Source organism: Nocardia fusca NBRC 14340, from assembly GCF_001618425.1.
In the GTDB taxonomy this organism is placed as follows: Bacteria; Actinomycetota; Actinomycetes; order Mycobacteriales; family Mycobacteriaceae; genus Nocardia; species Nocardia fusca.
Genome location: NZ_BDCU01000047.1, coordinates 1 through 17,606, shown reverse-complemented (window position 1 = coordinate 17,606; position 17,606 = coordinate 1). Strand labels below are relative to the sequence as shown.

Here is a 17,606-nt window from a genome sequence, read left to right as displayed (position 1 = left end):
TCAGTCTGAGCGGTCGCGGCCCCCCGGGACGCGTCGCCGATATGACGCCGGATCGAAGATCGGGCGAACACTCATCGAACCGGTCGCCGCCCGCATCAGCAGCCAGAGCGCCGGCAGGGTGAGAGCCCAGGTCACGGCCAGTACCGACAGCGCCGGCAGGACAGCGACCCGCACATCGCGGCCCGCGACCCGGACCAGGTCGGGATCGGCGCGGCTGTATTCGACATTGATCCGCTCACCCGCGGTCAGGTTGGTCGGATACAGCACGCCGACCTTCGGATTGTGGGTGACGCCGTCGGGGGTTACGTACATCACCGCCGAGCGCAGCCGGCCTGCGGACAGCACCTCGCCGGTGGTTTCGCCCTTGTCGGATTCGATCAGATAGTCGTTGCGCCAGGCCGCCAGGAACAGCAGTACCACCAGCACGCTCACCGATACCGCGGTGATCACCACGCCGACGCACACCTTGCGCAACCGTTCGGCCCGGGCCGATCGTGCGGCCGGGTCCGGCGCGCGCAACGGTTCGATACCGGGCTCCGGGTCCGCGACCGGCGGCGCGACCATCTCTGCCTGCTCGGGCACGCTGCCTCCTCCGGAATCGTTCGGGCCGGGGCGGCTGAGCCGTCGCGCACACCGTCGCCCGGGTAACCGGGGTCGCGCGGTCCGCGGCGGCTGGTTTCCGGCACCGCAACAGGCTAGCGGGGTCGGCTAGGGTGAGCGCTCATGGCCCGAAAATTCGGCTTCACGCTGTCCTATCCGATCCCGGTGTCCGAACTGCACGCCGCGCTCACCGGAGAAGAAATGTGGCGCGACCGGTTCACCGGCGCCCCGACGGCCACTCTCGACCTGTCCCACCCCGGTGGCCCGGGTACCGCTCGTATCCAGATGAGCGAAACGATCCGGCAGGACAAGATCCCCGGCATCGTGCGCAAGGTGCTCAAGAGTGAACTGGTCGTCACCCGTATCGACAATTGGCAGGCTCTCGACGGGTCCACTGCGGCGGGGACTTTCGAGGGCACCTCCTCGGGCATCTCCTCGGAGATGAAGGGCACCTACGAATTGCGCCCCACCGCCGAGGGCTCGGAGGTGGTGATCTCCGGTTCGGTGAAGGTCAAGGTTCCGTTGGTCGGCGGGGCCATCGAACCGCTCGCCGAGCAGTTGCAGCGGCGGGTCGCCGAGAGCGAACGCAAGTACATCGTCAAATGGTTCGAAGATCGCGCCGAGGCCTGACAGTCCTCCGGGGCCGCGCGGTACGCGCGGCCCCGGACATACCCCGGAGTTCCGGTTCGGCGGGCCGGGCCGCCGGTTTCAGAGTTCGGCGCCGGTAGGTTCCATCGCCGCGGTGGGATCGAACTCTTTCGGCTCGACCAGCACCAGCCAGTTCCCCGAATTGTCGCGGCACACCGCTTCCACACCGTAGGGCCGCTCCGACGGGGGTTGGACGAAATCGACACCCTTAGCGGTGAGTTCCGCATAGGCCTTACGACAGTCCTGAGTGTTCAGCCCCAACGAGCCGTGGCTGCCGCCTGCCAGCGACCTGCTGATCGCGTCGGCGAGATTCTCGTCCAGGGGCGGTCCGGGCAGCATCAGGGTGACCTCGAGTTCCCGGTGGTCGGGGTGGGCGATGGTCACCCAGCGGAAACCGTTGTCCCCCATCTGGATATCGGCGGTCTCCACGAAGCCGAGGGTTTCGATGTACCAGTTCTTGGCCGCTGTCTGATCGGTCACGTACACGGTGACCAGGGAGATATTCGAAATGATCGGAGGCATGGCACGAGACTATGGGCGGACCGGGCCGCCGGGCTTCTCCGAAATTGCGGTATCGCGGCGGCGATCGGACAACCCGTGCATGAAGATGTAGCAGCCCGGGATGCGGGGCGCGCCGTCGGCGAATTTCGCCTGGTATGCCGAAGGTGAAACCCCCACCAGTTCGGTGAATTTCCGGGAGAACGAACCCAGACTGCTGTAGCCGACGAGCAGGCAGACCTCGGTCACCGTGGTGTTGGTGGCACGCAGCAGATCCTGCGCCCGCTCGATCCGGCGCTCGGCCAGGTACACCGCGGGTGTCCTGCCGTAGGTGGCCGCGAAACACCGCAGGAAATGGTATTTCGATACCCCGGCGGCCGCGGCCATACCGTCGAGGTCCAGCGGCCGGGCGTACTCGCGATCGACGAGATCACGGGCCCGCCGCAGATGCGGGAGCAGATCCCGCGGTACCGGCCGCACCACCACGGCCTAACAGAAGGGCGCGAGGTCGTCGAACCGCATCGACGCCCGGCCCGCGGTGCGCCACGCGCGGGCGGTGAGGTCCACGTCCTCGTCGGTGACCAGATTGCCCATCACCCGGACCGCGGTGCGCTGCAGGAATTTCGAACGCATCACCGGTGGGCCGCCGATGGGGACCATCCGCGGGTGGGTGGCCAGACCGGCGATCCGCCGCGCCACCGAATAGGTGCGGCCGTATTTCGCGCGCAGCAGGTCCGGCCATACCCGGGTGAGGTCGGGCTCGTCCAGCAGACCGGCGAGCATATGCCCGCCCTCCAGGCCGTAGTCGATTCCCTCGCCGTTCAGCGGGTTCACACACCCGGCGGCATCACCGAGCAGCGCCCAGTTGCGGCCCGCGATCCCGGAGACCGCGCCGCCCATCGGCAGCAGCGCCGAGGAGACCGCGCGCACCGAACCGCTCAGTTCCCATTCGTCGCGGCGCAGCTCCGTGTAGTGCTCGAGCAGTGGTTTCAACGCGATATGCGAAGGCCTGCGTTCGGTGGCCAGCGAGCCGACGCCGATATTCACCTCGCCGTTGGCCAGCGGGAAGACCCAGCCGTAGCCGGGTACCAGCTCGTTTTCCGCATTGCGCAACTCCAGATGCGAGGTGATCCACTGATCGTCGCTGCGGCCGGAGGAGATATAGGCGCGCGCCGCCACCCCGTAGGCGTAGCGGCGATGCCAGGTGCGGCCGAGCAGTTTGCCGACCGGCGACCGCACCCCGTCGGCCACGATCAGGGTGCGGCAGCCGATCTCGTGCGAAGCCGTCCCCACCCGCACGGTCACCCCGGTCACCCGGTCGCTGTCGCGCGCCACCGCCACGACCTTCGCGCCGTCGCGCATCCGAGCCCCGGATTTCACCGCGGTATCGCGCAGTTTGTCGTCCAGTTCGGTGCGCGGAATCGCACTGCCGTAGGTGGGGAACGAACCACCCGGCCAGGGCAGCAGCGCCTCGGCGCCGAAACCGGTCATCCGGAGACCGTGGTTGACGGTGTGCGCCCGCACCCATTCGCCCAGCCCGAGATGCTCGAGTTCCGCGGTGGCACGCGGGGTCAGGCCGTCACCGCAGGTCTTGTCCCGGGGGAAGGTCGCGGAATCCACCAGCAGCACATCGCGACCCGCGCGCGCCGCCCACGCCGCGGCCGCCGAACCCGCGGGACCCGCGCCCACCACCAGCACCTCGACGTGTGCGGGCAGCGCGTCCCGGTCGGCTTCGGAAGGTGTGGCTTCGGGTGCACCCATGCGGTCAATAGTTACAGGCCGTCGCCGGTGATGTCGATGGCGGTACGGTGCACAGCATGAGCGAGTCAGGCCCGGAGGCGGTAGCGGAGCGTGACCACGTAGGGCCCTCGTTCATGCTCGATCAATACAGTGACGGTGTTCATGGGCGTTCCGACGTGAACACGCTAGGTTCATCACCGTGGGGTCGGACGCGTCCTTGGGAGAAGGTATGAGCACATCTGCTGTGAGCGAAGCCGGCACGGTGGTGGCGGGGGTGGACCTCGGGGACCCCGCGCTCGCCGAGACCGTACGCAACGGCCTCGACGAAGTAGAGAAACTGCTGGTCGAGGAGCTGTCCTCCGGAGCGGCCTTCCTCCAGGAGGCCGCGCTGCACCTGGCCAAGGCCGGCGGTAAACGATTCCGGCCGCTGTTCACCATTCTCACCGGCCAGCTGGGCCCCCGCCCCGGAGATCCGGCCCTGGTCACCGCGGGCACCGTGGTCGAGCTCGTCCATCTGGCCACGCTCTACCACGACGACGTCATGGACGAGGCCACCATGCGCCGCGGCGCGACGAGTGTGAACTCCCGCTGGGGCAACAGTGTGGCCATCCTCGCCGGGGACTACCTGTTCGCGCACGCCTCCCGGCTGACCTCCACCCTCGGCCCCGACGCCGTCCGCATCATCGCCGAAACCTTCGCCGAACTGGTCACCGGTCAGATGCGCGAAACCATGGGCGCCCGCGAAGAGAGCGACCCCGTGGCCCACTATCTGCGTGTGGTCTGGGAGAAAACCGGTTCGCTGATCGCGGCCTCCGGCCGTTTCGGTGGGACCTTCTCCGGCGCCGACAGCGACCATGTGGAACGCCTCGCCCGCCTCGGTGACGCCGTCGGCACCGCCTTCCAGATCTCCGACGACATCATCGATATCTCCTCGGAGTCGGCCCAGTCCGGCAAAACACCCGGCACCGACCTGCGCGAGGGCGTCCACACCCTCCCGGTCCTGTACGCCCTGCGCGACGAAGGCCCCGACGGCGACCGTCTGCGCCACCTCCTGGCGAAGCCCCTGGAGTCGGACGCCGAGGTAGCCGAGGCCCTGGAGTTGCTGGGCCGTTCCCCAGGAATGACCCGGGCCAAGGAAAAGCTGCGCGAATACGCCGATATCGCCCACGCGGAGCTGAAGGCCCTCCCCGCGGGGCCCGCCAACGACGCCCTGGTCAAGTTGGTTCAGTACACCATCGAACGGGTCGGCTGAGTATTCGGCGCCTGGCGTGGGAACGGGGCGGACACGCCCGTGAAGCTTGGGATGTGGGCTGCTCGTGACGATGAGGGGTGGGCTTGCTGGTTCAGGCCGGATACAGACGTGCCTATGGAGTCCGGCGCGGGCCCCGTAGTGCCGCGAAGCGCGAGTCTCGAGGCCTGAACGGCGGGACCTTCGGGGCCTCGACCCCGCGGCGCCGAAGGCGCCGCAAATAAACACAGCGCAGGAACTTCGGGGTGCCTGAGGTCGTTGTCGTCCTGTAGCGGTTCTGGCCGAAACTCGCGCGTCCGGTCGCGCGCCACGTATACAGGAGTGCTATGCACGGGCACGGGTTTGCGAATGGGATGAAAACGTTCGGGCTCATGGTCGGGCTCTCCGCGCTGATAGTCCTGGCGGGGGCTGCGTTCCGGAACACGACCATTCTGGTCGTCGCGGTTCTTCTCGCCGTGGCGATGAACGGTTACGCGTATTTCAACAGCGATAAGCTGGCGCTGAAGGCCATGCGGGCGCAGCCGGTGAGCGAGATCGAGGCGCCGGCCATCTACGGGATCGTCCGTGAGCTGGCGACCACCGCTCGGCAGCCCATGCCCCGGCTGTACATAAGTCCCACGAATGCCCCGAACGCGTTCGCCACCGGGCGTAATCCGCGGCATGCGGCGGTCTGCTGTACCAGCGGTATTCTGCAAATCCTGGACGAGCGCGAGTTACGGGCCGTGCTGGGTCACGAACTGTCTCATGTCTACAACCGGGATATCTTGATCTCTTCGGTTGCGGGGGCCATGGCCGCGGTGATTTCCGGGCTGGCGAATTTCGCGTATTTCGCGGCGGCGTTCGGCGGTAATAGAGGTGGTTCCGGGCCGAATATCTTCGGTGTATTGCTGGTGTCCCTGCTGGGTCCGATCGCCGCGGGATTGATCAAACTGGCGGTGTCGCGGTCGCGGGAGTATCAGGCCGACGAGTCGGGTGCCGAGCTGACCGGCGATCCGCTGGCGCTGGCGTCGGCGTTGCGCAAATTGGAGCTCGGGGTGCAGGCGGCGCCGTTGCCGCCCGAACCCCGGCTGACCGCGCAGTCGCATCTGATGATCGCCAATCCGTTCCGTGCCGGTGATCGGATGGCCCGGTTGTTCTCGACGCATCCGCCGATGGCGGATCGGATCGCGCGACTGGAGCAGATGGCCGGTCGCTGAGGGTTCGGGTCGGCGGTTCGCATGAGCGAGTCGGGCCCGGAGGTGGCAGCGAAGCGTGACCACGGAGGGCCCTCGCTCATGCTCGATCGACACAGCATGAGCGAGTCGGGCCCCGGAGGCGGTAGTGCGATACCTTCGCCTACGCTGCGGTCTCCGCGTCGGTGTGACGACCGCTCGCCGGGATCGCTCATGCTCGATCGATACAGCCGGCTACCGGTAGTTCACGAATTGCAGGGCGATCCCGAAATCGTCGCCTTTGAGCAGCGCGATAACGGCTTGCAGGTCGTCGCGTTTCTTGCTGGTGACGCGTAATTCTTCGCCCTGGATCTGCGCTTTGACGCCCTTGGGGCCTTCGTCGCGGATTTTCTTGGAGATCTTCTTGGCATGTTCGGAGTCGATGCCCTGGACCAGGGTCCCGGTGATCTTGTAGGTCTTGCCGGAAGCGACCGGTTCGCCGGCATCGAAGGCCTTGAGCGAGATATCGCGGCGGATGAGTTTTTCCTTGAACACCTCGAGCGCGGCCTTCACCCGCTCCTCGGAATCGGCGGTGAGTACCACTTTGTCCTCGCCGGACCATTCGATTCCCGCGCCGGTGCCCCGGAAGTCGTAGCGAGTGTTCAGTTCCTTCTCGGCCTGGTGCAGGGCGTTGTCGACCTCCTGCCGCTCGACCTTGCTGACGATGTCGAATGATGAATCGGCCACACTGCGCTCCTGTTCACTGTTGGATCACCCTGGGTACGCAAGCTACCCGGTCGATGCGGCGACGCTGTGCGGCCGTGGTGATCGAGGGCAGTTCTGGGCATCTGGCCAGCCGGTTTGCATTCGGGGTGCGGGTTCGTTGTATCCTGCTGAGCGCACTGGGAAAGTGATCGTAGAGATCGAGAGTGCGGTACGAGGCAGGTTGCCCGAGCGGCCAATGGGAGCAGACTGTAAATCTGTCGGTGAAAGCCTACGTAGGTTCGAATCCTACACCTGCCACCAGGAAACCCCCGCCGGTGAACACCGGCGGGGGTTTTCTTCGTCCGAGGTCGTCCGGGGCCCCGGCGAAGGCCGGTCCGTTCGCCAGAAAATAGGCTCTGACCACTCGGTTTGGTGCTCTCGGTGGTCAGTGTGTACTCTCGTTCAAGTCTTCGAGGCAACGGGTAGGACTTCGTCGGTTCCCGCTGCCGAGAGGTCGCGCCCCCTTAGCTCAGTCGGCAGAGCGTTTCCATGGTAAGGAAAAGGTCAACGGTTCGATTCCGTTAGGGGGCTCGCCGGATTGCCGGTGGTGTCCCGACTCGGCACTCCAAGCCGCGGCGTCGCCGTCGCAGATGGCGTATAAGGCGGTGTAGCTCAGGCGGTAGAGCAAACGACTCATAATCGTTGTGTCGCCGGTTCGAGTCCGGCCATCGCTACCCATACTGATTGACCCTCTGGTTGACCGGAAAGAAGGCATATCGTGGCCGCGAAGTCCACCGATGTCCGGCCAAAGATCACCTTGGCCTGCGAGCAGTGCAAGCATCGCAACTACATCACCAAGAAGAACCGGCGCAACGACCCGGACCGGCTGGAGCTGAAGAAGTTCTGCCCGAACTGCGGTACGCACCGGGCGCATCGCGAATCTCGCTGATCCTCGCCTGACGCCGCTGCGGTAGCAGCGGGTCCCGAGCATCCGCGCGGTTTCGGCGTGTCGGATGTTCACGGCATCACGGTGGTAGGTTCTCGCCGGGCCCCGGTCCGGCGACCGGGGTGCTGCGGGGTTCGTATTCCTCTCGACGGCGGCGTCCTGGTCCTCGAACCACCGACACCGCGGCCGATCGCCGGTCGTGGTGATGATCAGGCGGCTGCTCGGCCCTTTCGGTCACGCCGACTTCTACCTACGGGCCGACGCCCAGCCGCCGTGCAGACTCCGTGCTGCGGGGTCAGATAGGTACAGTCCTCCCGTGACAATCAACACCGGTACAGACGAAGCGGTTGCGACGGATATGGATCTCGATCCCGCCGCCCATGCGGCCGCCATGGTCGGTCACCACTATCGTGTCGACGACTACTACGAGGTCGGCCGCGAGAAGGTGCGCGAATACGCGCGCGCAGTACAGGACGGCCACCCGGCGCACTGGGACGAAGATGTCGCCCTGGAGTTCGGCTACGACGGCCTGGTCGCCCCGCTCACTTTCATCTCCCTCGTCGGGATCCTGGCCCAGCGCAAACTATTCGAGACGGTCGTCACCGGCTACGACCTGAGCCAGATCATGCAGACCGACCAGATCCTGGAATTCCACCGCCCGATCGTGGTCGGCGACCAGCTGATCTGCGATGTGCACCTGCACTCCTTCCGGCAGGCGTTCGGCGGCGACATCATCGTCACCAAGAACATCGTCACCGACCAGCACAACGAGCTCGTGCTCACCACCTACACGACGCTGGTCGGCCGCAGCGGCGGCGATATCGATCCGAACCTCAACGAGGCCGTCCGCAAGGTGCTCATGCACGGGATGGACGCGGCGGTTCCCGATCACACCCCGCGCACCCGGCACGTCGTTCCGGCGCCGGCCGTCGGCGCGGTGGTGCCGACCCGGTTCGCCCGGTCGTTCGACGAGGTGTCCGTCGGTGACGAACTGCCCACCCGAGTCGTCCAGCTGACCCGTGGTGACCTGGTGAACTACGCCGGTGTCTCCGGCGACGCGAACCCCATCCACTGGAGTGACGAGGTCGTCAAACTGGTGGATCTCGACACCTGTGTCGCGCACGGCATGCTCTCCATGGGCCTGGGTGGCGGTTTCGTCACGTCCTGGCTGGGTGATCCCGGCGCGGTCGCGGAGTACAACGTCCGATTCACCAGCCCGGTGTTCGTGAGCGCCACCGAACCGGCCGAGGTGGAGTTCACCGGCAAGATCAAGTCCATGGATCCGGAAACGCGGACCGCCGTGATCGCCATCGTGGCGAAATCCGGAGGCCGCAAGATTTTCGGCCGGGCCACCGCGACGGTCCGGTTGTCCTGACCTGGTCGAGCGACCCTGATTGGCTTCTGCCGCCGACCGTGCCGTACACTCGGGATTCTGGGGTCACCAGCCGATGCGCGCTGCTCTGCAAGGCTGGTTCCAGGCGGGGTTTCCGACCAGTGGCCGTACCGGCTGAGTAGGCTCGGACCGACCGGCAGGTGCCGGCCCCGCCGACGGGGCCGGCACCTGCCGGGGCGGCGCGCGTGTTGTGTGACACCAGCGCCGACAACTGAATATCGCATGTGGCTGGACCACGACAGTCCGGTTCAGCCGAAGGGGCGTAGCTCAAATGGCAGAGCAGCGGTCTCCAAAACCGCAGGTTGCAGGTTCAAGTCCTGTCGCCCCTGCCCTGGATAACGGCGACGAGAGAGGATCGACGTGACCGACGAGCGGGACACTCGCCGCGGCGGATATGGCGCCGACGACGGCGATGACACCGCCGCCGTGCAGCGGCCGAGCGGAAAGCGTTCCGCTCGGCGTAGCCGATCCGTCTCGCCCTCCGCGTCCGATACCGGTTCGCTCGCGACCTTGGATCGGCCCGCCCGCAAGGGCGAGTCGAAGTCCGGTCGCGGTGAACGCGAACGGTCACGCAATCCGTTCGTGCGTTTGATCAAGTTCCTGCGTGAGGTGATCGCGGAACTGCGGAAGGTTATCTGGCCCAACCGGAAGCAGATGGTCACCTATACGACCGTTGTTCTGGTGTTCGTGATCTTCATGGTCGCGTTCATCAGCGGGTTGGATCTGGCGTTCATCAAGGGTGTCGACTGGTTGTTCGGTTAGCCAGGTGACACCGGCGCCGTGAACCGATCCGCGCCGCGGGCCGGACGCAAGTCCCACGCCGCGCCCGAACCCGGCACGCAGAGGATGCACGTGACGACACAGGAAGCGAGTGCCCAGTGAGCACCCCGGAGAACGACACCACCGACGAGTTCCCGGTCGACGATCAGACGGCCGAGGAGGCCGCCGTATCCGTCGAGGAGCCGGCGTCCGACGCCGAGCCCGAGGCTGCCGACGAGGCCGCACCCGCAACCGCCGACGCGGAGGAGCCGGACCCGGTCGAGCAGATGAAGGCCGTTCTGCGGCGCGCTCCCGGTGACTGGTACGTCATCCACTCCTACGCCGGTTACGAGAACAAGGTGAAGACCAATCTCGAAACCCGCGTGCAGAACCTGGACCTGGAGGATTACATCTTCCAGGTGGAGGTGCCCACCGAAGAGGTCACCGAGATCAAGAACGGCCAGCGCAAGAGCGTCAACCGCAAGGTGCTGCCGGGCTACATCCTGGTCCGGATGGATCTGAACGACGAGTCCTGGGGTGCGGTCCGCAATACGCCGGGCGTCACCGGGTTCGTGGGCGCGACCTCGCGCCCCTCGCCGCTGACCATCAACGAAGTGGTGAAATTCCTGGTTCCGGCCTCACAGCAGAAGAAGGCGGCCGCGCCGGCTGCCGCCGCGGCCGGTGCCGAGACCGTCGGCGAGACCAAGGTCAAGCCCACCATCGAGGTCGATTTCGAGGTCGGCGAATCGGTGACGGTGATGGACGGTCCGTTCGCGACCCTGCCCGCCACCATCTCCGAGGTCAACGCCGAACAGCAGAAGCTCAAGGTGCTCGTCTCCATCTTCGGACGCGAGACCCCGGTCGAGCTGGAATTCACCAAGGTCGCCAAGATCTAGGCGGCGCCTGTGTTTTCCCGGGGCCGTGGCCCCGGGTCGGAGCTTGCAGAGAGCAAGGAACACCACACCCTAGGAAAGAAAGATGCCCCCCAAGAAGAAGAAGCTCGCCGGGATCATCAAGCTTCAGATCCAGGCCGGCGCTGCGAACCCGGCTCCGCCGGTGGGTCCGGCGCTCGGTCAGCACGGCGTCAACATCATGGAGTTCTGCAAGGCGTACAACGCCGCGACCGAGTCGCAGCGTGGCAACGTCATCCCGGTCGAGATCTCGGTGTACGAGGACCGGTCCTTCGACTTCAAGCTGAAGACCCCGCCGGCCGCGAAGCTGCTGCTCAAGGCCGCCGGTGTGCAGAAGGGTTCGCCCGAGCCGCATCGCAACAAGGTCGCCACGGTGACCATGGACCAGGTGCGCGAGATCGCCAAGACCAAGCAGGAAGATCTGAACGCCAACGATATCGATCAGGCGGCCAAGATCATCGCGGGCACCGCGCGCTCGATGGGTATCACCGTCGAAGGCTGAGGTGTGAGCCCGTCGCCTTCGCTGCGGCCTCCGTGGTCCCATGTGACCCGGCCGCAAAAGGCGCAGCGCAGCCTCGCTATCGCGATCCCGCTCCGGGTGGGAGGGCCGGCCAGGCCCGATAACCACAGCTGAACCACGACAAGGACAGAGAAACATGGCAAAACGAAGCAAGGCGTACCTCGCCGCCGCCGAGAAGGTCGACCGCAGCAAGCTCTACTCGCCGCTGGCGGCGGCACGGCTGGCCAAGGAGACCTCCACCACCAAGACGGACGCGACCGTCGAGGTCGCCATCCGCCTCGGCGTCGATCCCCGTAAGGCCGACCAGATGGTTCGCGGCACCGTGAACCTGCCGCACGGCACCGGTAAGACCGCCCGCGTCATCGTTTTCGCGGCCGGCGAGAAGGCGGCCGAGGCGGAAGCCGCGGGTGCCGACGCCGTGGGCGCCGAGGATCTGATCGAGCGGATCCAGGGCGGCTGGCTGGATTTCGACGCCGCGATCGCCACCCCCGACCAGATGGCCAAGGTCGGCCGTATCGCGCGTGTCCTGGGCCCGCGCGGCCTGATGCCGAACCCGAAGACCGGCACGGTCACCACCGATGTGACCAAAGCGGTCAACGACATCAAGGGCGGCAAGATCAACTTCCGGGTCGACAAGCAGGCCAACCTGCACATCGTCATCGGTAAGGCGTCGTTCGACGACAGCAAGCTGGTGGAGAACTACGGCGCCGCGCTGGACGAGATCCTGCGGGCCAAGCCGTCGACCGCCAAGGGGCGCTACGTCAAGAAGGTGACGGTCTCGACGAACACCGGACCGGGCATCCCGGTGGACCCGAACCGCACCCGCAACCTCCTGGAAGAGGACGCGTAAGCGCTATCTCGGAACACAGAACCGCGAAACGGCGGGAGCGTCATCCGACGCTCCCGCCGTTTCGCGTATCGGAACGCTTCCGGATACGGCTCGTGGCGCCGGAGGACTATTTTCGTGCGGCCGGTGGTTGCCGCATGCGTGACGGTGGTCTTGCTGATTTCCGGGAGTACGCGCGCGGGGTCGACCAATACGGCCGCGCTGCGCACAGTGCAGGCGGTGGCGCCGGGCGGGATCGAGGCGCGCCGGTACGGCGGACTGGCCGAACTGCCCGCGTTCGTCCCCGAGGCCCCCGAACCCGCTCCTCCCGCGGTGCTGGGGTTACGAGAGCAATTGGCGGCCGCGGACGCGGTGCTGTTCTGCACCCCGGAGTACGCGGGCACACTGCCGGGCAGCTTGAAGAACCTGCTGGACTGGACCGTGGGGACGGGCGACCTCTACGGAATGCCGGCCGCCTGGCTCACCGTCGCGGCGCCCGGGCGTGGTGACGGAGCCACGGCGACGCTGGCGACTGTGCTCGGCTACGTCGGTGCCGAAGTGGACGAGGAGATCTGCGTTCGCCTGCCCCTGTCGCGCACCGATATCGGGGGCGACGGGCTCGTCGTCTCGCCGGAATTCCGAGCCGGTGCGGCCGAAGCGCTGCGCCGGCTCGTCACGCGGCGGCGCGGCTCCGACACCGAGCGGCGCGGCGACGATATTCGCTGAGGAAGGGACCGGTACGTTCCGGTCAACCCGGCTGTCGCCACCGTTTTGCCAGATGAGGCAGTGTCCGGCTATGCTCGATCAGGTTGTCGACCAGTTCGACACCACCAATCCGTTCTACCGAAGACCGTTGGTCGCCGATTTCGTATGGAATCGGTCGAAGGTCCGGCGAGAGTGCCGGCGGCCCACGCAGGGAGAGCCGAGGCTGGAGAATGCGCACGCGCAGCCGTGCGGATATTTCTTTCGCGCCCCGGAACGCTCTGCGTTCGGGGCGCTTGTTCTTTTGCCGGCCCCTGATTCGGTAGGGCATATCCATACCGACATCAGAGAGGAGGCGAAGTATGGCGAAACCCGAAAAGGTTGCCGCGGTCGCGGAGATCGCCGAGCAGTTCAAGGGCTCGACGGCCGCAGTCGTCACGGAATACCGTGGTCTGTCCGTCGGTGCGCTCACCGAACTGCGTCGTGCGCTCGGTGCCGACGCCACGTACTCCGTCGCCAAGAACACCCTGGTGAAGCGCGCTGCGGCCGAGGCCGGCGTGGAGGGTCTGGACGATATGTTCGTCGGACCCACCGCGATCGCGTTCATCTCCGGTGAGCCGGTCGATGCCGCCAAGGCGCTGAAGACCTTCGCGAAGGATCACAAGGCGCTTGTCATCAAGGGCGGCTACATGGACGGCGCTCCGCTGTCCGTGTCCGAGGTCGAGCGGATCGCCGATCTGGAGTCCCGCGAGGTCCTGCTGGCCAAGCTGGCCGGTGCCATGAAGGGCAACCTGGCCAAGGCCGCCGGTCTGTTCAACGCTCCCGCCTCGCAGGTGGCCCGCCTGGCCGCTGCGCTGCAGGAGAAGAAGCAGGCCGAAGGCGGAGACGCCGCCGCGGAGTAGGTCCCGCGCCCCCATTCGCGGAACGGTCGACTCCGGCTCGCCCGCACAGACATTCACTATCGAAAGGAAATATCAATGGCCAACGTTGATGAGCTGCTCGAAACCTTCGGCAACATGACCCTGCTGGAGCTCTCCGACTTCGTGAAGAAGTTCGAGGAGAAGTTCGAGGTCACCGCTGCTGCTCCGGTCGCCGTCGCCGCCGCCGGTGCCGCCCCGGCCGCCGCCGAGGCCGTCGAGGAGCAGGACGAGTTCGACGTCATCCTCGAGGGTGCCGGCGACAAGAAGATCCAGGTCATCAAGGTGGTCCGCGAGATCGTCTCCGGCCTGGGCCTGAAGGAGGCCAAGGACCTCGTCGAGGGCGCGCCGAAGCCGATCCTGGAGAAGGTGGCCAAGGAAGCCGCCGAGGCCGCCAAGGAGAAGCTGGAAGGCGCCGGCGCCAAGGTCTCGGTCAAGTAGTACCGACCGGCACTGCCGGAAACGGGCGGTACCCCCACGGGGGACCGCCCGTTTTCTTCGTATTACGGCCGATTTTCTCGTGCGCTGGTTAACGACGGTTCTGCGGTATCGAACTCGGCCACCATGGTTACTCTTCGGTCAGGTCGGGTGTGCTATGGGGGTGCCATGGGTTACAGTGACCGGACTCGCTGTGACGTGACGCACCGCTACCGGGTCTGTGGTGCAAAGCGGGTAGCTCGCTGAGAAATGTGGAGGTTGGCGTGGGCGTCGAGGTCAGGACCGAGAGTGTAACCAAGTCGTTCGGTTCACAGCGGATTTGGCAGGACGTTTCTATTACCCTGCCTGCCGGTGAGGTCAGCGCGCTGCTGGGCCCGTCGGGTACCGGTAAGTCCGTATTCCTGAAGTCGCTGATCGGCCTGCTCCGGCCGGAGCGCGGCTCCATCTTCATCGGTGGTACCGATATCACCACCTGTTCCAACAAGGAGCTCTACGAGATCCGGAAGCTCTTCGGCGTGCTGTTCCAGGATGGCGCGCTGTTCGGCTCGATGAACCTCTTCGACAATGTCGCGTTCCCCCTGCGCGAGCACACGAAGAAATCCGAGTCCGAGATCCGCAAGATCGTCATGGAGAAGCTCGAGCTCACCGGTCTGCTCGGCGCCGAGGGCAAGCTGCCCGGCGAGATCTCCGGTGGTATGCGCAAACGAGCCGGACTGGCCCGGGCGCTCGTGCTCGATCCCCAGATCATTTTGGTCGACGAGCCGGACTCCGGTCTGGACCCGGTGCGTACCTCGTATCTGAGCCAGCTGCTCATCGATATCAACGCCCAGATCGACGCCACGATCCTCATCGTGACCCACAACATCAACCTGGCCCGGACCGTGCCGGACAACATCGGCATGCTGTTCCGTCGGCAGCTGGTCATGTTCGGCCCGCGCGAGGTGCTGCTCACCAGCGAGGAGCCGGTGGTCAAACAGTTCCTCAACGGACGCATGATCGGCCCCATCGGTATGTCCGAGGAGAAGGACGAGGCCCAGATGGCGCGCGAGCAGGCGATGGTGGACGCCGGCCATCACCACGGTGGTGCCGAAGAGGTCGAGGGCATCATCCCGCAGATGAAGGCCCAGCCGGGGATGCCGGTGCGCCAGGCGGTGGAGCGCCGCAAGAACCGGGTACGTGAGATCATGCACACCCTGCCGCACGCCGCGCAGGTGGCCATCCGCGAGTCGCTCGATCAGAACGACGAGACGATGGTCATGTCCTACAACTCGGGCCAGCGCGCCGGTGATCGCGGTAACGATTTCCCCGGGTCGGATTTCGACACCGCGCAGTACCCCAAGGTGTAAAAAAGCTTGATTCCGAAAGCAGCGCGTCGGGTTCGTACCCGGCGCGCTGCTTCGCGTCCGGGATGCGGGTTCCGGGGCCGTTCCGGCCGCCGTATCCGGCCGGAACAGGGCAGATGCGGTGGGGCCTTACTGATCTTGTAGTGCGGCCGGCGATCCGCAGGAAGCCAGGTCGGCACGGACACTTGACGAGTTTCGCCGGACCAGTCACGCTATTGGAGGCGGCTTCGGCCGCCGTCGGTAGTGGACGACCGCCAGCGCCGAATTCGTTGTCGGAGGCACCGCCCGTGGACCGGAACGCAGCCAGCGGAACCGGCCCGGCGCGTCAGCCACGCAACGCTTCGCCGGGGTGGTACTTTGACACCTCCGTATAGGTAGGTGTAGGTTTGGACGTTGCGCTGGCTGCCTCCTGTCCATTCCTTGATCGCACTACGAAAGTCCCACCCTTCCGGTGTTGCTTCCGTTGTTTGCTGTTCGAGTCTCGTTCGGGTCGTGACCAGCGAGAATCCCAAAATGTAGCAGACAAGCGACGGTCGCGGACCACCACGCGACGCGCGTGAGGTGCTGGAAGGACGCATCTTGGCAGTCTCCACCCAGACAAGCGCCAATACGAAGCTGGGAGTTTCCGGGGGTATCCCCGGGGCTCCGTTGCGGGTGTCTTTCGCGAAGATCCGGGAGCCGCTGGAGGTGCCCGGACTTCTCGATCTACAAACGGAATCTTTCGCCTGGTTGGTCGGCACGCCGGATTGGCGTGAGCGGGCTGCCGCTCGCGGCGACGGCGGGCTGGTCGGCGGGCTGGAGGAGGTGCTCGAGGAGCTCTCGCCGATCGAGGACTTCTCCGGCTCCATGTCCCTGTCCTTCTCCGACCCTCGGTTCGAAGAGGTCAAGGCCTCGATCGACGAGTGCAAAGACAAGGACATGACCTACGCGGCGCCGCTGTTCGTCACCGCGGAGTTCATCAACAACAACACCGGCGAGATCAAGAGCCAGACGGTCTTCATGGGTGATTTCCCGATGATGACCGACAAGGGCACCTTCATCATCAACGGCACCGAGCGTGTCGTGGTCTCCCAGCTGGTGCGTTCGCCGGGTGTCTACTTCGATCACTCCGTCGACAAGAGCACCGAGAAGGACCTGCACAGCGTGCGGGTCATCCCGAGCCGTGGCGCGTGGCTGGAATTCGACGTCGACAAGCGCGACACCGTCGGTGTGCGTATCGACCGCAAGCGGCGTCAGCCGGTGACCGTGCTGCTCAAGGCTCTCGGCTGGACCACCGAGGAGATCACCGAGCGTTTCGGGTTCTCCGAGATTATGATGTCCACCCTGGAGAAGGACAACACGGCCGGCCAGGACGAGGCGCTGCTCGATATCTACCGCAAGCTGCGCCCGGGCGAACCGCCCACCAAGGAGTCCGCGCAGACCCTGCTGGAGAACCTGTTCTTCAAGGAGAAGCGCTACGACCTCGCGCGCGTCGGTCGCTACAAGATCAACAAGAAGCTCGGCCTGCACCCGGGTGAGGCCATCGACGGGTCCGTGCTGACCCGCGAGGACATCGTCTCGACCATCGAGTACCTGGTGCGCCTGCACGCCGGTGACCGCACGATGACCGCCCCCGGCGGCGTCGAGGTGCCGGTCGAGGTGGACGATATCGACCACTTCGGCAACCGTCGCCTGCGTACCGTCGGCGAGCTCATCCAGAACCAGATCCGGGTCGGCCTGTCCCGGATGGAGCGTGTGGTCCGCGAGCGGATGACCACCCAGGACGTCGAGGCCATCACGCCGCAGACCCTGATCAACATCCGTCCCGTCGTGGCCGCGATCAAGGAGTTCTTCGGAACCTCCCAGCTCTCGCAGTTCATGGACCAGAACAACCCGCTGTCGGGTCTGACCCACAAGCGTCGCCTCTCGGCGCTGGGCCCCGGCGGTCTGTCCCGTGAGCGCGCGGGCCTCGAGGTCCGCGACGTGCACCCCTCGCACTACGGCCGTATGTGTCCGATCGAGACCCCGGAAGGCCCGAACATCGGCCTGATCGGTTCGCTGTCGGTATACGCGCGGGTGAACCCGTTCGGGTTCATCGAGACCCCGTACCGCAAGGTGGAGAACGGCCGCGTCACCGATGAGGTCAAGTACCTCACCGCCGACGAGGAGGACCGGCACGTCCGGGCCCAGGCGAACTCCGCGGTCGACGCCGACGGCAATTTCGTCGAGGACCGGGTGCTGTGCCGCCGCGGTAACGAGGAAATGGAATTCGTCCCGGCCA

At 66.0% G+C, this 17,606-nt stretch carries 19 protein-coding genes and 4 tRNA genes; 18 read left to right on the top strand and 5 right to left on the bottom strand.

Going from position 1 to position 17,606, the window contains the following annotated elements; genetic code table 11:
* The gene (locus NF4_RS28225) at nt 1-564 is read right to left on the bottom strand and encodes a DUF3592 domain-containing protein (protein WP_232330683.1); all 564 of its coding nucleotides are present in this window, start codon (nt 562-564) and stop codon (nt 1-3) included.
* A gap of 159 nt (nt 565-723) precedes the next feature.
* Between NF4_RS28225 and NF4_RS28220 the strand changes: the two genes are divergently transcribed.
* The gene (locus NF4_RS28220) at nt 724-1,230 is read left to right on the top strand and encodes a DUF2505 domain-containing protein (protein WP_063130425.1); all 507 of its coding nucleotides are present in this window, start codon (nt 724-726) and stop codon (nt 1,228-1,230) included.
* Nucleotides 1,231-1,308: 78 nt separating this feature from the next.
* On the opposite strand, the gene NF4_RS28215 is transcribed toward NF4_RS28220, so the two are convergent.
* From NF4_RS28215 to NF4_RS28205, 3 genes are read right to left on the bottom strand one after another with little or no spacing between them, the layout of a single operon-like run.
* Entirely contained in the window at nt 1,309-1,761 is a 453-nt protein-coding gene (locus NF4_RS28215; RefSeq protein ID WP_063130434.1) for a VOC family protein, read from the bottom strand.
* Between the two features lie 18 nt (nt 1,762-1,779).
* A complete protein-coding gene (locus NF4_RS28210; protein ID WP_030525633.1) occupies nt 1,780-2,229 on the bottom strand; it encodes a helix-turn-helix transcriptional regulator in 450 nt (149 codons plus the stop codon).
* A gap of 6 nt (nt 2,230-2,235) precedes the next feature.
* Nucleotides 2,236-3,507: a geranylgeranyl reductase family protein gene (locus NF4_RS28205; RefSeq protein WP_063130424.1), complete on the bottom strand. Its 1,272-nt coding sequence runs from the start codon at nt 3,505-3,507 to the stop codon at nt 2,236-2,238.
* A gap of 208 nt (nt 3,508-3,715) precedes the next feature.
* On the opposite strand from NF4_RS28205, the gene NF4_RS28200 reads away from it, so the two are divergent.
* A complete protein-coding gene (locus tag NF4_RS28200) occupies nt 3,716-4,738 on the top strand; it encodes a polyprenyl synthetase family protein (RefSeq protein WP_063130423.1) in 1,023 nt (340 codons plus the stop codon).
* A gap of 323 nt (nt 4,739-5,061) precedes the next feature.
* Nucleotides 5,062-5,931: a zinc metalloprotease HtpX gene (htpX, locus tag NF4_RS28195; protein ID WP_063130422.1), complete on the top strand. Its 870-nt coding sequence runs from the start codon at nt 5,062-5,064 to the stop codon at nt 5,929-5,931.
* A 210-nt stretch (nt 5,932-6,141) separates the two neighbouring features.
* On the opposite strand, the gene NF4_RS28190 is transcribed toward htpX, so the two are convergent.
* Nucleotides 6,142-6,633 carry a YajQ family cyclic di-GMP-binding protein gene (locus NF4_RS28190; protein ID WP_063130421.1) on the bottom strand — a complete coding sequence of 164 codons (492 nt, stop codon included), beginning with the start codon at nt 6,631-6,633 and terminating at the stop codon, nt 6,142-6,144.
* Nucleotides 6,634-6,826: 193 nt separating this feature from the next.
* Between NF4_RS28190 and NF4_RS28185 the strand changes: the two genes are divergently transcribed.
* The 15 genes from NF4_RS28185 to NF4_RS28115 all read left to right on the top strand — a co-directional run.
* Nucleotides 6,827-6,912 (top strand) — tRNA-Tyr (locus tag NF4_RS28185).
* A gap of 197 nt (nt 6,913-7,109) precedes the next feature.
* A tRNA-Thr gene (locus NF4_RS28180) sits at nt 7,110-7,182 on the top strand.
* 70 nt (nt 7,183-7,252) lie between these two features.
* Nucleotides 7,253-7,325: transfer RNA gene (locus NF4_RS28175), tRNA-Met, on the top strand.
* A 44-nt stretch (nt 7,326-7,369) separates the two neighbouring features.
* Nucleotides 7,370-7,540 carry a 50S ribosomal protein L33 gene (gene rpmG, locus NF4_RS28170; RefSeq protein ID WP_011211653.1) on the top strand — a complete coding sequence of 57 codons (171 nt, stop codon included), beginning with the start codon at nt 7,370-7,372 and terminating at the stop codon, nt 7,538-7,540.
* Nucleotides 7,541-7,859: 319 nt separating this feature from the next.
* Nucleotides 7,860-8,912 carry a fused (3R)-hydroxyacyl-ACP dehydratase subunits HadA/HadB gene (locus NF4_RS28165; RefSeq protein WP_269749664.1) on the top strand — a complete coding sequence of 351 codons (1,053 nt, stop codon included), beginning with the start codon at nt 7,860-7,862 and terminating at the stop codon, nt 8,910-8,912.
* 274 nt (nt 8,913-9,186) lie between these two features.
* Nucleotides 9,187-9,259, top strand: a tRNA-Trp gene (locus NF4_RS28160).
* Nucleotides 9,260-9,290: 31 nt separating this feature from the next.
* Nucleotides 9,291-9,692, top strand: a complete 402-nt coding sequence (gene secE, locus NF4_RS28155) for a preprotein translocase subunit SecE (protein ID WP_063130419.1) — start codon at nt 9,291-9,293, stop codon at nt 9,690-9,692.
* A 116-nt stretch (nt 9,693-9,808) separates the two neighbouring features.
* Nucleotides 9,809-10,585: a transcription termination/antitermination protein NusG gene (gene nusG / locus NF4_RS28150; protein ID WP_063130418.1), complete on the top strand. Its 777-nt coding sequence runs from the start codon at nt 9,809-9,811 to the stop codon at nt 10,583-10,585.
* Between the two features lie 82 nt (nt 10,586-10,667).
* Entirely contained in the window at nt 10,668-11,102 is a 435-nt protein-coding gene (gene rplK / locus NF4_RS28145) for a 50S ribosomal protein L11 (protein WP_030525641.1), read from the top strand.
* A gap of 154 nt (nt 11,103-11,256) precedes the next feature.
* Nucleotides 11,257-11,970, top strand: a complete 714-nt coding sequence (gene rplA / locus NF4_RS28140) for a 50S ribosomal protein L1 (protein WP_039826906.1) — start codon at nt 11,257-11,259, stop codon at nt 11,968-11,970.
* Between the two features lie 138 nt (nt 11,971-12,108).
* Nucleotides 12,109-12,672 carry an NADPH-dependent FMN reductase gene (locus tag NF4_RS28135; RefSeq protein ID WP_063130417.1) on the top strand — a complete coding sequence of 188 codons (564 nt, stop codon included), beginning with the start codon at nt 12,109-12,111 and terminating at the stop codon, nt 12,670-12,672.
* Between the two features lie 338 nt (nt 12,673-13,010).
* Complete coding sequence (gene rplJ / locus NF4_RS28130) at nt 13,011-13,550, top strand: 50S ribosomal protein L10 (RefSeq protein ID WP_063130416.1); 540 nt, start codon at nt 13,011-13,013, stop codon at nt 13,548-13,550.
* 75 nt (nt 13,551-13,625) lie between these two features.
* Nucleotides 13,626-14,006: a 50S ribosomal protein L7/L12 gene (gene rplL, locus NF4_RS28125; RefSeq protein ID WP_063130415.1), complete on the top strand. Its 381-nt coding sequence runs from the start codon at nt 13,626-13,628 to the stop codon at nt 14,004-14,006.
* Between the two features lie 260 nt (nt 14,007-14,266).
* On the top strand, nt 14,267-15,349 hold the full coding sequence (locus NF4_RS28120) for an ABC transporter ATP-binding protein (protein WP_232330682.1): 1,083 nt from the start codon (nt 14,267-14,269) through the stop codon (nt 15,347-15,349).
* A 561-nt stretch (nt 15,350-15,910) separates the two neighbouring features.
* On the top strand, nt 15,911-17,606 hold a 1,696-nt coding region (locus tag NF4_RS28115; RefSeq protein WP_501193529.1), incomplete at its 3' end, for an RNA polymerDNA-directed RNA polymerase subunit B.

What these genes read in the sequence shown, in the direction of transcription:
- rplL (WP_063130415.1), top strand. Translation starts at nt 13,626, where the DNA reads ATGGCCAACGTTGATGAGCTGCTCGAAACCTTCGGCAACATGACCCTG.
- NF4_RS28220 (WP_063130425.1), top strand. Translation starts at nt 724, where the DNA reads ATGGCCCGAAAATTCGGCTTCACGCTGTCCTATCCGATCCCGGTGTCC.
- rplK (WP_030525641.1), top strand. Translation starts at nt 10,668, where the DNA reads ATGCCCCCCAAGAAGAAGAAGCTCGCCGGGATCATCAAGCTTCAGATC.
- NF4_RS28205 (WP_063130424.1), bottom strand. Translation starts at nt 3,507, where the DNA reads ATGGGTGCACCCGAAGCCACACCTTCCGAAGCCGACCGGGACGCGCTG.
- NF4_RS28200 (WP_063130423.1), top strand. Translation starts at nt 3,716, where the DNA reads ATGAGCACATCTGCTGTGAGCGAAGCCGGCACGGTGGTGGCGGGGGTG.
- rplA (WP_039826906.1), top strand. Translation starts at nt 11,257, where the DNA reads ATGGCAAAACGAAGCAAGGCGTACCTCGCCGCCGCCGAGAAGGTCGAC.
- rplJ (WP_063130416.1), top strand. Translation starts at nt 13,011, where the DNA reads ATGGCGAAACCCGAAAAGGTTGCCGCGGTCGCGGAGATCGCCGAGCAG.
- htpX (WP_063130422.1), top strand. Translation starts at nt 5,062, where the DNA reads ATGCACGGGCACGGGTTTGCGAATGGGATGAAAACGTTCGGGCTCATG.
- NF4_RS28225 (WP_232330683.1), bottom strand. Translation starts at nt 564, where the DNA reads ATGGTCGCGCCGCCGGTCGCGGACCCGGAGCCCGGTATCGAACCGTTG.